Source organism: Jatrophihabitans sp. (genome assembly GCF_036389215.1).
GTDB lineage: Bacteria > Actinomycetota > Actinomycetes > Mycobacteriales > Jatrophihabitantaceae > Jatrophihabitans_A.
Window position 1 is genome coordinate 1 of record NZ_DASVQG010000368.1, and the last position, 14,293, is coordinate 14,293.

A 14,293-nucleotide genomic window follows, 5' to 3' on the forward strand; every position below is an offset into this window, starting at 1 on the left:
GTCAGCGGCAGCGCGTTCGGGTCGAGCAGCGGGTACGTCTCCTGCTGCCAGCCGGCGGCGTTCAGGGACTGGCGGAAGTAGCCCTGCCGGTAGAGCAGGCCGACGCCGACGATGGGCACGCCGAGGTCGCTCGCGGACTTCAGGTGGTCGCCCGCGAGGATCCCGAGGCCGCCCGAGTACTGCGGCAGCACCTCGGTGATCCCGAACTCGGGCGAGAAGTAGGCCACCGAGGACGGCAACGTGCCGGGTTCGGCTTCCTGCTGGCGCTGGTACCAGCGCGGCTGCTCGAGGTAGTCGCGCAGGTCGTCGGAGACGTCCTGCAGCCGGCGCAGGAACTTGCGGTCCTTGGCCAGGGCCACCAGCCGGTCGGTGCTGACACCGCCCAGCAGCCGGGCCGGGTCGGCGTTGCATTCGGACCAGAGCTCGGGATCGACCGATTCGAGCAGGTCCAGCGAGTCGGGATGCCAGGACCACCGCAGGTTCGCCACGATGTCACCCAGCGGGGCCAACGGTGCCGGCAGCGCCGCGCGGACAGTCAGCCGTCGTAATGCCTTCATTCCCTACACGATAGCGGCACTCGATAGCGCTTACAGACCACGCCCATGCTCGACTACACGATGCCCGCCCGGGGACGATACGGTGGGTCTCGTGGTCGGACGCATAGGACTGAGCTCATTACATCCGGTGATCGCGCACGGCGAGCTGCCCTCGCGGGCGGTGGTGGGTGAGCCGGTCGGCATCGAGGCGACGGTCTTCCGGGAGGGCCACGACGCCGTCGCGGCCTCGGTGGTGTGGCGCTCACCGTCCGGTGCGCAGGCCGGTTTCAACCGGATGCGTCCGCTCGGGGGTGGCACCGACCGGTGGCGGACCGAGGTGGTGCCCGACAGCAGCGACACCTGGACCTACGTCGTCGAGGCCTGGGGCGACCCGCTGGGGACCTGGTACCACAACGTCGAGGTCAAGGTCGACGCTGGGCAGAGCGCCGAGGAGCTGGCCAACGACCTGGAGATCGGCGCCCGGCTGTTCGACCGGATCGCCGACGCGCTGAGCGGGCCCGGGGACGGATCGGCGGACGGGGTGTCGGCAGGCGCGGTGCCGGCAGGGGCGGTGCCGGCAGGGGCGGTGCCGGCAGGGGCGGTGTCCGCAGGCGCGGTGTCGGCGGGTGCGAGGGCGGCGACGAAGTCCGACGTCGCGGCCCGGTCCGACTCCGCCACCAGGCCCGAAGCTGTTCCGGATGAAGCAGGCAAGTCCCCGGCCGCCGCGGGCTCCAACACCGCCGTCGGCAAAGGCCTGAATTCGGCGAGAGCGGCAACGGCCGACATCATCGTCGCCGGTGCCGACCCGGAAGCCGCCGAACTGGCGCGCGCGGTGGCCGATGACCTGCGCCGGACCCAGGCTGACGTGCCGCTGCGGATCACCCGCGCGATGAGCAGGGAGGCCCGCGCGCTGGCCCAGGACCACCCGGTGCGGGAGCTGATCACCCGCTCACCCCGCTACAGCGTCTTCGTGGACCGGGAGCGCGCGCTCTACGGCGCGTGGTATGAGTTCTTCCCGCGCTCGATCGGCGCCGAACTGGCCAACGATCCCGACGACCCGGCCCGCCCGCTGCGGCACGGCACCTTCGCCGACGCCACCAAGCATCTGGACTACGTGGCCGACCTGCTCTTCGACGTGGTCTACCTGCCGCCGATCCACCCGATCGGCCGGGTCAACCGCAAGGGCCCTAACAACACCCTGAACGCCAAGCCGACCGACACCGGCTCGCCGTGGGCGATCGGCTCGGCCGAGGGCGGCCACGACGCCATCCATCCGGAACTGGGCACCGCGGCGGACTTCGCCGCCTTCATGAACCGGGCCCGGGAACTCGGCCTCGAGGTGGCGCTGGACCTGGCGCTGCAGTGCGCGCCGGACCACCCGTGGGTCAGCGAGCATCCGGAGTGGTTCACCACGCTGCCCGACGGCACCATCGCCTACGCGGAGAACCCGCCGAAGAAGTACCAGGACATCTACCCGCTCAACTTCGACAACGACCCGGCCGGCCTGTACGCCGAGGTGCTGCGGATCACGCTGCTGTGGATCTCGCGCGGGGTGAAGATCTTCCGGGTCGACAACCCGCACACCAAGCCGTTGAACTTCTGGCAGTGGCTGATCGGCACCGTCAAGTCCCAGCACCCCGAGGTCATCTTCCTGGCCGAGGCCTTCACCCGTCCGGCGATGATGCACGAACTCGCCAGGATCGGCTTCACCCAGAGCTACACCTACTTCACCTGGCGCAACACCGCCTGGGAGCTGGGCCGGTACGGCGAGGAACTGGTTGCCGCGTCGGACTACATGCGGCCGAACTTCTTCCCCAACACCCCCGACATCCTCAACGAGTTCCTGGTCCATGGCGGCCGGTCGGCGTTCGCGATCCGGGCGGTGCTGGCGAGCATGATGGCCCCGGCCTACGGCATCTACTCCGGCTACGAGCTGTATGAGAACGTTCCGGTGCGTCCGGGCAGCGAGGAGTACCTGAACTCCGAGAAGTACCAGCTGCGGCCCCGGGACCTGCAGGGCGCGATGGATCGCGGCGAGTCGTTGGCACCGTTCCTGAAGCGGCTCAACGAGATCCGGCGAGCGCATCCGTCGCTGCACCAGTTGCGCAACCTGCGGCTGCACACCAGCGAGAACGACGGCATCCTGGTGTTCTCCAAGCGCGACACCGCGACCGGCGACACCATCCTGGTGGTCTGCTCGATGGACCCGCACAACATCCGCGAGGGCTGGGTGCACCTGCGACTGAACGAGCTCGGCATCGGCTGGGACGAGACCTTCCCGGTGGCCGACCTGCTCAGCGGCGCCAATTACGAGTGGGGCGAGCACAACTTCGTCCGGCTCACCCCCTACGAGCCGTCGCATATCTTCCACGTCCGGCGGCGCATTTAGTGGTGGGCTGGTAACGGCACAAGTTGGTCACAGCGGCCCGGTCCCACGATCGGCAGCTTTAGGCTCGGCGCATGCGGCGTGGCTCATTAGGGCTCTTCTCGGTGATTGTCCTGGTCGCGACGTTGCTCACTACCGGATGCACCGTCCCCACGCACGCCGTGGCTGGCATCGGAGTTGACGCCGGTGGGCGGATCGTCGGGTATCTCCGCGTCTGCAGCCACCACGTCGACGGCGCGACGCTGTATCACGAGCAAGAGGACCATCTCGGCTCATGGACGGCGCCGAATCATGTCACCGACTTCACGTCATGGACGCTCGGGTCCCCGCCGAGCGGGTGGAAGGCCGATCCGCCGCTGGCCGGGCTGCTGCCCGCCACCGACTACACGTTGTACGGCTGGACCTCTGACAATTCATCGTCGGCCGCGGGTGTCTCGTTCACCCTGGAGAAGCTGTCGACGCTGACACCGGATCACGTGATGCACTGGTCGGGTACGAACTCGGGTGGCGACGTCTACAAGGTCGACAGCGTCGAGGAGTTCCGGCGAAGCGCGTGCGCCGCCATCAGGTGAGCGGTACATCGCGCATACATCGCGTACGTATTTACCTTTATTGGTAAGGGTTTGATGGTTCGATCCTGTCGTACCCTTGGTCTAGGTTTCAGGTATGACGACGGCGTTGGCGGGTGAGGTGCCGGCTTTGGCCGAGGCCGCGCTGGCTGCCGTGTCCGAGCTGATCTCCGCCGATCTGTCGGCGCTTGAGGAGACCCAGTTGTTGGAGCTGATCCGGACCGTGGAGAAGCTTCGCCGCAAGGTCGAGGCCCTCGACAACGTCACGATCCCCGAGTTGGAAGCCCGCGGCATCCCCGCTCGGTACGTGCTGCGGAGCACCAGCCAGTTCGTTGCGGGACTGCTCAATCTGGCGCCGGCAGAGAGCGGGCCGCGGGTCAGGCACGCCCACGAGCTCGGCGTGCGGGTGCAGCTGACCGGCGAGATCGGCGAGCCGCTGCTGCCGGCGCTGGCCGCCGCCCGCGCCGACGGGGTGGTGTCGGCACGGCAGGCAGAGGTGATCATCGGCTGCCTGGGCAAGCTGCGCGGCACCTCGCTGCCCGTCGAGGAGTTGGCCAAGGCCGAGACGTTCCTGGTCGAGCAGGCCGAGCTCTTCGACGCCGGCTCCCTCGCCGGGATCGCCAAGCAACTGCTGGACACCCTGCTACCGGACGGCACGCTGGCCGACGAGCGGTGGCAGCAGCGGCGCCGGTTCTTGAGCTGCGTGCCGAATGGCGAAGGGATGCACCGGCTCACCGCGGACCTGGATACCGAGACGGCCGCTCTGGCACTCGCCGTCCTGCATTCGCTGGCCGCGCCCAAACCCTCCTCCGATGGTGAGCACGACCAGCGCACCGCCGGGCAGCGCATGCATGACGCGTTCGGGTCGGTGCTCAAGATCGCCCAACGGTCAGCGGAACTTCCGAGGTCGGCAGGCCTGCCCGCGACGGTGCTGATCACCATGACCGTGGAGCAGTTCGAAACTCGAACCGGCCTTGCGGCTACCAGCTACGGGCAGAAGATGTCCGTCGACCAGGCACTGCGGATTGCCGATCAGGCCTGCATCGCCTGGGTGGTGCACAACAGCAAGGGCGGGATCCTCAACTACGGCACGACCCAGCGATGCGCCACCGAGAAGCAGACCTTGGTGCTGGTCGCCCGGGACAAGGGCTGCGCTTTCCCGGGCTGCACCGATCCCCCGGAATGGACGGAGAAACATCACGTGGTGCCATGGTCGGAGGGCGGCCAGACCGATCTGAGCAACCTGGTGCTGCTGTGCGACCACCACCATGACCGGATCGACACCGGCGGCTGGCAGATCGCCATGCGCGACGGCGTGCCCTGGTTCCTCCCGCCGGCCTGGCTCGATCCCACTCGGACACCCAGACGTAACGACCGGATCAGCATGCGATGAGGCGGCCGGGCCGCGCCGGCAGGCCCGCCGCTGCTTGCCGGATTGGCCGGCTGGCGCGCACCACCGAGCCGCTCGTATTGACATTCCGAAGGCTGGTGGTTGTGTGGGAATCGGGCGCCATTGCGCCGGTGAACAAGGGGGTTTCCACATGAACGATCCGCAGCAAACCCGACGCTCGGCTGCCAGCCGTCGAGCCTTTCTGACCGGGTCGGCGGCGGTCGCCGCCGGAGCCGTCGGCTCCCAGTTGTTGCCTGCGACGGCGAACGCCGAGGACTGGGACGATGATGACTACGTTCCCAGTACCCACTGGCCTTCCGGCCCGGGCGCCCGCATCAGACCGCAGCGACCGGATCGGGAACTGCGGGCGATTCTCGCCGAGATCGACGAGGACCGGATCGAGGCGACCATACGCAAGTTGGTCTCCTTCGGAACCCGGCATACGTTGTCCTCCCAGACCGACCCGCACCGCGGGATCGGAGCCGCCCGCGACTGGATCGCAGCCGAGCTGCGCCGGTACGCGGCCAGGTCCGGCGGTCGGATGACCGTCACGGTGCCGTCCTACATCCAGCAGCCGGCGTCGCGGATACCCACCCCGACGCGGATCAGCAACGTGGTCGCGACGCTGCGCGGCTCCACCGACCCCAACCGGGTCTATGTCGTCACAGGTCACTACGACTCGCGCGTCACCGACGTCATGGACTTCACCAGTGACGCCCCCGGTGCCGACGATGACGCCTCCGGGGTTGCGGTGTCGATGGAACTGGCCCGGGTCATGGCCACCCGCCGGCCGCAGGCGACGATCATCTTCGCCGCTGTCGCCGGTGAGGAGCAGGGCTTGTACGGATCGACATTCCTGGCCCAGCAACTCAAGGACGCCGGCGCCGACGTCCAGGGCATGTTCACCAACGACATCGTCGGCAGCAGCCGCGGCGACGACGGTACCCGCGACCGGCGCAGTGTTCGGTTGTTCGCCCAAGGCATCCCGCCGAGTGAGGATCCGGTGACGGCGGCGACGCGGCTGTCGATCGGCGGCGAGAACGACTCGCCGGCCCGCGAGCTGGCCCGGTTCGTGACCGAGGTCGCCGATCCCCACGCCACCCACGCACGGGTGCGGGTCATCTACCGCCTGGACCGCTACCTTCGTGGTGGCGACCACAGGCCCTTCTTGCAACAGGGTTTCCCGGCGGCACGATTCACCGAACCCAGGGAGAACTTCGCCCATCAGCATCAGGACGTCCGGGTGGAGAACGGGGTCCAGTTCGGTGACCTGCCGCGGTTCTGCGACTTCGGCTATATCGCGCGGGTGGCCAAGACGAACGCGGCAGCCCTGTGGTCACTGGCTCAGGGACCCGGTACGCCGAAGAACGTGTACATCGACGCCACCGTCCTGACCAACGACACCGTCTTGCTCTGGAGCCGCGGCACCGATGCCGACCTCGCCGGCTACGAGGTGGTCTGGCGCCCGACCACCGCGCCGTTCTGGACGCATGTCATCAAAGTGGGAGACACCACGCAAGCAACCATCAAGCTGTCCAAGGACAACGTGATCTTCGGCGTGCGCGCGGTGGACCGGACCGGTCACCGCAGCCCGGCCACGTTCCCCTTCCCGAAGCCGACCTGAGGCAGCACCCGAACCAGCCACCCGACCACATCCTGCGGGCTGACCACTAGGCACCGCCTTCGACGCACCCCGCCACCTCTGCCGGGGGGCGCGCCGCGGCTGCGGCGAAGCTCGGCTGCGGCGAAGCTCGCCGGCGGTGAAGCTCGGCTGCGGCGAAGCTCGCCGGCGGGGAAGCTCGGCGGCGCGGAAGCTCGGCGGCGGTCCAAGTTCGGCCTGGACCTGGGCAAGGTCATGCGGTGCGGGTGGCAACCCTCCCCTGACCCTGACCCGCCGGCGAGGAAAGCGAGGGTGATTCTCAGGGCCGTTCCCGATGTCGAAGAGCCTTCCTCGATCGATGCTTGGTACATCGAGCCGCACCGCGCGGCACGGGCCTACCGGCCAGCATTCGAAGGGGAAACAACATCATGGGGTCCATCCACAACCTGTTCCGGAGCCACGGGCTCAGCCGTCCGAGCGAAGGACGCATCCTCGGCGGAGTCTGCGCAGGACTCGGCCGCAGGATCGGCCTGGACCCGTGGCCGGCTCGGCTGCTGTTCCTCCTGCTCCTGCTGGTGCTTCCCGGCTGCCAGGTGCTGCTCTATCCCATCCTCTGGATCGTGATGCCGAAAGACCTGCCCGGCGAGGTAGGTGTTCCCACCGCGACGCCGACCTCACCGGCTGCCTAGCAACGGTTGAACCACCGGCTGCCTAGCAACGGTTAAGGAGCTTGCGGGCGGGCTCCAGAAGCGGATGGGCGCAACGGCGGCTCGACTGCGAGGCCGAGGCCGAGCCCGAGCCCGAGCCCGAGCCCGAGCCCGAGCCCGAGCCCGAGCCTATGAGCTCAATCGCTCGCGCATGGTGCGACCGGAACTGTTCGGCTGGACCGCAGCGTCCGACTCGTTGATCTCGGCCCACACCGCATCGAGGGAGAGGCCGAGGACATCGGCGATAGCCGCGATGGTCGGGAAGGCAGGGGTGGCCACCCTGCCGGTCTCGATCTTCCGGAGGGTCTCCGGTGATACGCGCGCGTCCAGCGCGGTGACGAGCATCGAGCGCTCCCCCCTGGCGCGACGCAGGAGCGCACCGAGGCGCTGCCCGCGCTCGACCTCCGCGGGGGTGAGCGGCAACCTGACCATGTTGCCTATTCTAGTACCGGGATACTATGACCGGCATATTTATTGGTCACCGCAGGGGAGGTGCCGCATGATCGAGATCCTGCGTCCCACGGAACTGCCCCGGGCGAAGAAGGCCGGTGCGCTGGTCGCCGACATCCTGCAGACGCTCAAGACCCGCAGCACAGTCGGAACGAACCTCCGTGACATCGACCGGTGGGCCGAAAGCATGATTGCCGAGGCAGGGGCGCAGTCCTGCTATGTCGATTACGCGCCGTCCTTCGGACGCGGGCCGTTCGGCCACTACATCTGCACGTCGGTCAACGACGCCGTACTCCACGGGCTGCCACACGACTACGCCCTTGCCGATGGCGATCTGCTGTCGCTCGACCTCGCCGTGTCCAAAGAAGGAGTCGTCGCAGACTCCGCCATCAGCTTCATCGTGGGCGACGCGCAGCCCCCGGAAAGCGTTGCGATGATCAGCGCGACCGAACGGGCGTTGCGCGCGGGGATCGCCGCTGCCCGGCCCGGAGCTCGCATCGGTGACGTCTCCCATGCCATCGGCTCCGTCCTCAGCGAGGCGGGGTATCCCGTCAACACCCAGTTCGGAGGTCATGGCGTCGGCTCGACGATGCACCAGGACCCGCACGTTCCGAACGCCGGGCGTCCCGGCCGTGGCTACAGACTGCGCCCCGGGCTGCTGCTGGCATTGGAGCCGTGGGTCATGGCCGACACCGCCGAACTCGTCACCGATGCCGACGGCTGGACGCTTCGAAGCGCGACCGGCTGCCGCACCGCGCACAGTGAGCACACGATCGCTATCACCGACGGCGGAGCCGAAATCCTCACCGTGCCGTAGCGGAGCAGCCGCGGGTCAGAGCCAGCCGCACTTCGCCTGGGCAACGCCGGACCCGTTTCGCGGTCCCGCTGGCGGGCCATCGGGTGCTCAGCGCGGGCGATGATCGAACCGATGGCAACGGCCTGACGTACGGTGAGGAGTGACCTCTGTTCGGCGTTGGCTCGCGGTGCTGGCCGGCACCGCGGTACTGGCCGCGCTGCCGTCGGTGGTCGCCGCGCTGCCTGCCAGGACCCGTGATATCTCGGCCCCTGAGTTGCTGCGCCGGATCACGTCCTCGGCCGGTCGCCCCTACAGCGGCTATGCCGAATCGACCGGCGGCCTGGCGCTGCCGGTGACGAGCCGGTTCGGCTCGGTCGCGGACCTGTTCGGCGGTCGCACGCAGCTGAGGGTCTGGTACCGCTCCAGCGTGAACTGGCGGGTCGACGCGATCAGCTTCGCCGGCGAGACCGATCTCCACCATGACGAATACGGCGACTGGTCCTGGAACTACGAGTCGAACACGGTGGACCGGACCGGCTCGCCGGTGGCACCGCAGGTCCGGTTGCCGACCGCGGCCGACCTGTTGCCACCCGAACTCGGCCGCCGGCTGCTGAGCCAGGCCCAGCCCGGCGAGGCCACCCGGATCTCCTCCGCCCGGGTCGCCGGCCGCAGCGCGCCGGGACTGCGGATCACCCCGGACCAGGCCGTCAGCAGCATCTCCCGCGTCGACGTCTGGGCCGACCCCGGGACGGGGCTGCCGCTGCGGGTCGAGGTCCGCGGCAAGCAGCCCGGCGCCCCCGCCATGGCCAGCTCCTTCCTGGACTTCTCCCCCATCGAGCCGCCGGCAGCCGTCACCGCCTTCAACCCGCCGGTCGATGCCCGGCTGTCCGATCGGGCGTCGCGGGACCTGGTCACCGCCATCGACCAGCTGTTCGCGGTAGCGCCGCCGGACCGGCTGGCCGGGCTGGACCGCAACCGGCAGCTGCCGGGACTCGGCAGTGTCGGGGTGTACGGCCGGGGGGTCACCGAACTGGTCGCGGTGCCGCTGCCCGGCGGGGTCGCCTACTCCCTCAGCCGCGAGCTGGCCGAGGCCACCGGCGCCGAACCGGGCGAGCCCCGGCTCAGCCTGTCGATCGGCCCGCTGAACCTGATGCTGTCCTCGCCCGCCCGGCCCGACTCGGCCTGGTTGCTGGTAGGCACCGTCACCGCCGACACGCTGACCGCGGCCGCCGCTCAGCTGCCCGACCATCCCGGGCTGAGCTGATGATCCGCACGCACGCCCTGACCAAGCGGTTCGGCTCGCTGACCGCGGTCGATTCGGTGGACCTCGACGTCCGGCCCGGTGACATCTACGGCTTCCTCGGCGCGAACGGCTCGGGCAAGACCACCACGGTGCGGATGTTGCTGGGCCTGGTGATGGCGACCTCGGGCAGCATCGAACTGCTCGGACAGCCGATCCCGGCGGCGGCCGGCCGGGTGCTCGACCAGGTCGGGGCGATGGTGGAGGGACCCGGCGCCTACGGTCACCTGTCCGGCCGCGCGAACCTGGAACTGCTCGACGGCAGCGGCTCGCGCCGGGCTCGCGGCGCTCGCCGGGACCGCGCCGAGCGGGTGGCCCAGGCGCTGGAGCAGGTGGGCCTGAGCGGGGTCGGCCGGCGGCCGGTCAAGGCGTACTCGCTCGGGATGCGGCAGCGGCTGGGCCTGGCGGCGGCCCTGCTGCGCAAGCCCCGGCTGCTGGTGCTGGACGAGCCGACCAACGGCCTGGACCCGCAGGGCATCCGCGAGATCCGGGACCTGCTGCTGCACCTGCACGCCTGCGGCACGACGATCTTCCTGTCCAGTCACCTGCTGGCCGAGGTGGAGCAGCTGTGCACCCGGGTGGGCGTGCTGGACCGGGGCCGGCTGATCGTGCAGGCCCAGCTCGAGGAGTTGCAGGCACCGACCGGGCGCACCCTGGTCCGCACCCCGGACGCCACGGCGGCGCTGGCACTGCTCAACGGCCGGGTCGAGCACCGCGACGGCGAGACGCTGCTGGTGCGTGGCGATGACCCAGCGGCGCTCAACGCCCTGCTGGTCTCCCAGGGCATCCGGGTCCGCGAGCTGGGGCCCGAACGGCGCAGCCTGGAACAGACGGTGCTGGAGCTGACCGGGCCGAGTGCCGACCGGGTGGAGGGCGGGTGATCACCCTCAGATGATCCAAGTCGAGCTGCTCAAGCTGTTCCGCCGGCCCCGGACCTGGATGACGATCGGCCTGCTCGACGCGCTGCCGACCATCGTGGCGATCCTGCTGGCCATCACCGGGATCGGCCCGCGCCCCGGCCAGGGACCGGCGTTCCTGTCAGCGGTGCTGTCCAACGGCTCGCTGTTCGCCGTCGCGGCGCTGGCCATCGTGCTGCCGCTGTTCCTGCCGGTCGCGGTGGCGGTGGTGGCCGGTGACACCATCGCCGGCGAAGCCCAGAGCGGCACGCTGCGCTACCTGCTGATCCGGCCGGTCGGGCGTACCAGGCTGCTGGTCTCCAAGCTGGTCTCGGTGTTCGCCTTCGTCTGCGTGGCGGTGCTGGTGGTGGCCGGGACCGGCTACTTCGTCGGCCGGCTGCTGCTCGGCAACCAGCCGCTGTCAGCCGCGGTCACCAGCGTCTCGGGCACCAGCCTGACGGCGAACCAGATCGCCGGCCGGACCGCGCTCGCGATCGGCTACGTGGCGTTCTCGATGCTCGGCGTCGCCGCGGTCGCGCTGTTCCTGTCGACCGTGACCGACTCGGCGCTGTCGGCCACCATGGGCGCCCTGGCGATCCTGATCGGGTCCTCGCTGCTGCTGACCATCGATGCCTCCCGCGCGCTGCAGCCCTACCTGCCGACCCGGTACTGGCTGTCGTTCATCGACCTGTTCCGCGACCCGATCCTGTGGCGGAACGTGCTGCGCGGGGTGGCGCTGCAGGGCGTCTACGTCGCGGTTCTGCTGGGTGCCGCCTGGGCGAACTTCACCACCAAGGACGTCACGAGCTGAGCCGGGCGCAGTCGCCGGTGCCCAGCTGCACCGGCGGCGACGGTTGCAGTTCGGCGGCCACCATGGCGACCACCAGCGGATCACTGGGCAGCTGCGAGTGGCTCACCGCCGAGGCCGGGCAGACGCTCTGGATCTCGATGTTGATGCCGCCGGCGAGCACGGCCGAGCTGGGCGGGATGACCACCTCGTCGTTCCGGGTCCACAGCGAGACGAACGCCGGGCCGGCCGGCACCTCGCTGCCCGAGCCGGCGTTCAGGCCGGCGAGCAGGTCACTGGCCGGGTCGAGCTGCCGGCAGGCAGTCGGGCACTGGCCGGCGAACAGCGCGCCGAGGCTGGCCAGGTCGGTGCCGTGCTGCGGCGAGCCCAGGGTGACCACCCGCCGCACCGGCGCGGACCCGCGGGCCTGGTCCAGCCACAGCCTGGCCACCACGCCGCCGGCCGAGTAGCCCACCACGTCCACCGACGGCGCACCGGTCCGGGCGATCGCGTCCCGAGCGGCGGCGGCCAGTACCCGGGCCTGGGCGGCCAGGTCACCCTGGGCGTTGCCGGGCAGGCTGACGACCTCGACGTCCTTGCCCTGCTCGCGCAACCGCGCCGCCAGCACGCCGAGCCCGCTGGTGGAGCCGCCGTAGCCAGGCACCAGCAGCACCGGGCCGGGAAGGTTCTGCGGTACCGCCCGCGGGCTGCTCCGGCCGGTACCCCGGGCCAGCGCCACGACCAGCCCCGCGACCAGCGCGATCAGGACGGCGGCACAGCAGCCGAGCACCAGGCGTCGGCGGGCCGGAGCCAGCGAGCTGAACACCGCTTCATTGTGGGGCACCCCTGGAGGCGCGGTGCGTGACCCGTACCGCGGCCATCCAGGTATAACGAGATGGTCGGTATCGGGCAAACGCCGTACCGGACGGCTCGGTCGCGTGGTTCGATGTGCTCATGCAAGCCTGGTTGATCTGGCTGATCCTGGCCGCCGTGCTGGCCGGCGCAGAATCGCTGTCGCTGGACCTGGTGCTGATCATGTGCGCCGGTGGAGCCGCGGCGGGCGGAATCAGCGCCGCGGCCGGCGCGCCGCCGGCCGTCCAGATCGCGATCGCCGTCGCCGGCGCACTGGCCCTGCTGCTGTTCCTGCGGCCGGTCGCCAAGCGGCACCTGACCGGCAGCGGGACCGCCCGTACCGGCATCGACGCGCTGATCGGCACCCAGGCGGTCGTCACCAGCAAGGTCGATGCCCGCGACGGCCGGGTCCGGCTGGGCGGCAGCGAGTGGTCGGCCCGTGCCTACGACGAGACCCAGGTGATCCCGGTCGGCAGCAGCGTCCAGGTGATCGAGATCAGCGGTGCCACCGCGGTCGTCTGGGACAGTTCTCGCTAACCGGTATCAAACGCCGGGCCGACACCTCCATACCTGCACCACCAGGGATATCTCCACCGCCACTGACAGCTCCACCGCCAGGGATATCTCCACCGCCACTGACAGCTCCACCGCCACCGATATCTCCACCGCCACCGATATCTCCACCGCCACTGACAGCTCCACCGCCACAGACATCTCCACATGGAAGTCTCACATCAGAAATCTCCACAATCACAAGGAGAATCGGCATGGATGCGATCCTGTTCGCGTTCCTGATCATCGCGGTGCTCGCGGTCGTCACCTTGCTGCGCAGCGTGCGGATCGTCCCGCAGGCCCGCGCGGCCGTGGTCGAGCGACTCGGGCGTTACACCCGCACCCAGGGGCCGGGGGTGGCGGTGCTGGTGCCCTTCGTGGACCGGATGCGCCCGCTGATCGACATGCGCGAGCAGGTGGTCAGCTTTCCGCCGCAGCCGGTCATCACCTCCGACAACCTGACCGTCGGCATCGACTCGGTGATCTACTTCCAGGTCACCGACCCACGGGCGGCGACGTATGAGATCCAGAACTACATCCAGGCGGTCGAGCAGCTGACCATCACCACGCTGCGCAACGTCGTCGGGTCGCTGAACCTGGAGCAGACCCTGACCAGCCGGGACGGCATCAACACCCAGCTGCGCGGGGTGCTGGACGAGGCCACCGGCCCCTGGGGAATCCGGGTCGCCCGGGTGGAGATCAAGGCCATCGAGCCGCCGGCCTCGATCCGGGACGCGATGGAGAAGCAGATGCGCGCCGACCGCGACAAGCGCGCCATCATCCTGTCGGCCGAGGGTCAGCGGGAATCGGCGATCAAGACCGCCGAGGGCCAGAAGGCGGCACAGATCCTGGCCGCCGAGGGCGCCAAGACCGCCGCGATCCTGTCGGCCGAGGCCGAGCGGCAGTCCCGGATCCTGCGTGCCGAGGGCGACCGGGCGGCGCGTTACCTCACCGCCCAGGGCCAGGCCAAGGCCATCGAGACCACCTTCAACGCCATCCACGCCGCCAAGCCGGACCCGGCACTGCTGGCCTACCAGTACCTGCAGACGCTGCCGCAGATCGCGCAGGGCGACGCGAACAAGATGTGGATCGTGCCGAGCGAGTTCTCCAAGGCGCTGGAAGGGCTGGCCGGCATGGCCGGCGCGGTGGGCGGATCGGGTTCTGGTTCTGAGTCCGGCGGCTCGACGCCCAGCTGGCTGGCCGCGACGAGCACCGGCTCCGGCACCGGCACCGCTGAGAAGATCGACACCGACGGCTGGTTCGACTCGAACCTGCCACCGGCTGCCCTGCAGCCCGAGGCCGCCAACCTGCGCGCCTCCGACGACGACCCGCAATCGGTGCTGGCGCACCAGGGACTGGGGGCACCAGCCGCCATCGATGCCGCGCCGCTTGCCGATGCCACCGGTGCGACGTCGATCAACGGCGCCGAGCCCGACTACCGCTCGAGCCACCCCGACAACGCCTAGCAGCTG

15 protein-coding genes are annotated in these 14,293 nt (G+C 69.8%); 11 read left to right on the forward strand and 4 right to left on the reverse strand.

Annotated elements, in window-relative coordinates; translation table 11 throughout:
• A partial coding sequence (locus tag VF542_RS21255) for a DUF3417 domain-containing protein (protein ID WP_408653700.1) occupies positions 1 to 557 on the reverse strand: 557 nt, incomplete at its 3' end.
• A 91-nt stretch (positions 558 to 648) separates the two neighbouring features.
• Between VF542_RS21255 and VF542_RS21260 the strand changes: the two genes are divergently transcribed.
• The 5 genes from VF542_RS21260 to VF542_RS21280 all read left to right on the forward strand — a co-directional run bounded on the left by VF542_RS21260 (position 649) and on the right by VF542_RS21280 (position 7,170).
• On the forward strand, positions 649 to 2,925 hold the full coding sequence (locus VF542_RS21260) for an alpha-1,4-glucan--maltose-1-phosphate maltosyltransferase (protein ID WP_408653701.1): 2,277 nt from the start codon (positions 649 to 651) through the stop codon (positions 2,923 to 2,925).
• 158 nt (positions 2,926 to 3,083) lie between these two features.
• Positions 3,084 to 3,494 (forward strand): hypothetical protein, encoded by a 411-nt coding sequence (locus VF542_RS21265; protein ID WP_408653702.1) that lies wholly within the window; start codon positions 3,084 to 3,086, stop codon positions 3,492 to 3,494.
• Between the two features lie 94 nt (positions 3,495 to 3,588).
• The gene (locus tag VF542_RS21270) at positions 3,589 to 4,884 is read left to right on the forward strand and encodes an HNH endonuclease signature motif containing protein (RefSeq protein WP_408653703.1); all 1,296 of its coding nucleotides are present in this window, start codon (positions 3,589 to 3,591) and stop codon (positions 4,882 to 4,884) included.
• A gap of 148 nt (positions 4,885 to 5,032) precedes the next feature.
• The gene (locus tag VF542_RS21275; RefSeq protein WP_408653704.1) at positions 5,033 to 6,505 is read left to right on the forward strand and encodes a M28 family metallopeptidase; all 1,473 of its coding nucleotides are present in this window, start codon (positions 5,033 to 5,035) and stop codon (positions 6,503 to 6,505) included.
• 404 nt (positions 6,506 to 6,909) lie between these two features.
• Positions 6,910 to 7,170, forward strand: a complete 261-nt coding sequence (locus tag VF542_RS21280; protein ID WP_408653705.1) for a PspC domain-containing protein — start codon at positions 6,910 to 6,912, stop codon at positions 7,168 to 7,170.
• Between the two features lie 147 nt (positions 7,171 to 7,317).
• On the opposite strand, the gene VF542_RS21285 is transcribed toward VF542_RS21280, so the two are convergent.
• Positions 7,318 to 7,620, reverse strand: a complete 303-nt coding sequence (locus VF542_RS21285; protein WP_408653706.1) for a helix-turn-helix domain-containing protein — start codon at positions 7,618 to 7,620, stop codon at positions 7,318 to 7,320.
• 67 nt (positions 7,621 to 7,687) lie between these two features.
• Between VF542_RS21285 and map the strand changes: the two genes are divergently transcribed.
• The 4 genes from map (at position 7,688) to VF542_RS21305 (ending at position 11,441) form a co-directional block, all read left to right on the forward strand.
• Positions 7,688 to 8,455 (forward strand): type I methionyl aminopeptidase, encoded by a 768-nt coding sequence (gene map, locus VF542_RS21290; protein WP_408653707.1) that lies wholly within the window; start codon positions 7,688 to 7,690, stop codon positions 8,453 to 8,455.
• A gap of 139 nt (positions 8,456 to 8,594) precedes the next feature.
• Positions 8,595 to 9,698 carry a transcriptional regulator gene (locus tag VF542_RS21295; RefSeq protein WP_408653708.1) on the forward strand — a complete coding sequence of 368 codons (1,104 nt, stop codon included), beginning with the start codon at positions 8,595 to 8,597 and terminating at the stop codon, positions 9,696 to 9,698.
• On the forward strand, positions 9,698 to 10,615 hold the full coding sequence (locus VF542_RS21300) for an ABC transporter ATP-binding protein (protein ID WP_408653709.1): 918 nt from the start codon (positions 9,698 to 9,700) through the stop codon (positions 10,613 to 10,615). Before VF542_RS21295 ends, VF542_RS21300 begins: the two co-directional genes overlap by 1 nt.
• 10 nt (positions 10,616 to 10,625) lie before the next feature.
• Positions 10,626 to 11,441, forward strand: a complete 816-nt coding sequence (locus VF542_RS21305) for an ABC transporter permease (protein WP_408653710.1) — start codon at positions 10,626 to 10,628, stop codon at positions 11,439 to 11,441.
• Here the strand turns inward: VF542_RS21305 and VF542_RS21310 are convergent.
• Positions 11,431 to 12,243, reverse strand: a complete 813-nt coding sequence (locus VF542_RS21310) for an alpha/beta fold hydrolase (RefSeq protein ID WP_408653711.1) — start codon at positions 12,241 to 12,243, stop codon at positions 11,431 to 11,433. The genes VF542_RS21305 and VF542_RS21310 overlap by 11 nt on opposite strands.
• A gap of 128 nt (positions 12,244 to 12,371) precedes the next feature.
• On the opposite strand from VF542_RS21310, the gene VF542_RS21315 reads away from it, so the two are divergent.
• Complete coding sequence (locus tag VF542_RS21315; protein ID WP_408653712.1) at positions 12,372 to 12,806, forward strand: NfeD family protein; 435 nt, start codon at positions 12,372 to 12,374, stop codon at positions 12,804 to 12,806.
• A gap of 6 nt (positions 12,807 to 12,812) precedes the next feature.
• Here the strand turns inward: VF542_RS21315 and VF542_RS21320 are convergent, their stop codons facing one another.
• Positions 12,813 to 12,977, reverse strand: a complete 165-nt coding sequence (locus VF542_RS21320; protein ID WP_408653713.1) for a hypothetical protein — start codon at positions 12,975 to 12,977, stop codon at positions 12,813 to 12,815.
• Positions 12,978 to 13,036: 59 nt separating this feature from the next.
• On the opposite strand from VF542_RS21320, the gene VF542_RS21325 reads away from it, so the two are divergent.
• Positions 13,037 to 14,287, forward strand: a complete 1,251-nt coding sequence (locus VF542_RS21325; protein WP_408653714.1) for an SPFH domain-containing protein — start codon at positions 13,037 to 13,039, stop codon at positions 14,285 to 14,287.
• Positions 14,288 to 14,293: the final 6 nt, after the last annotated feature.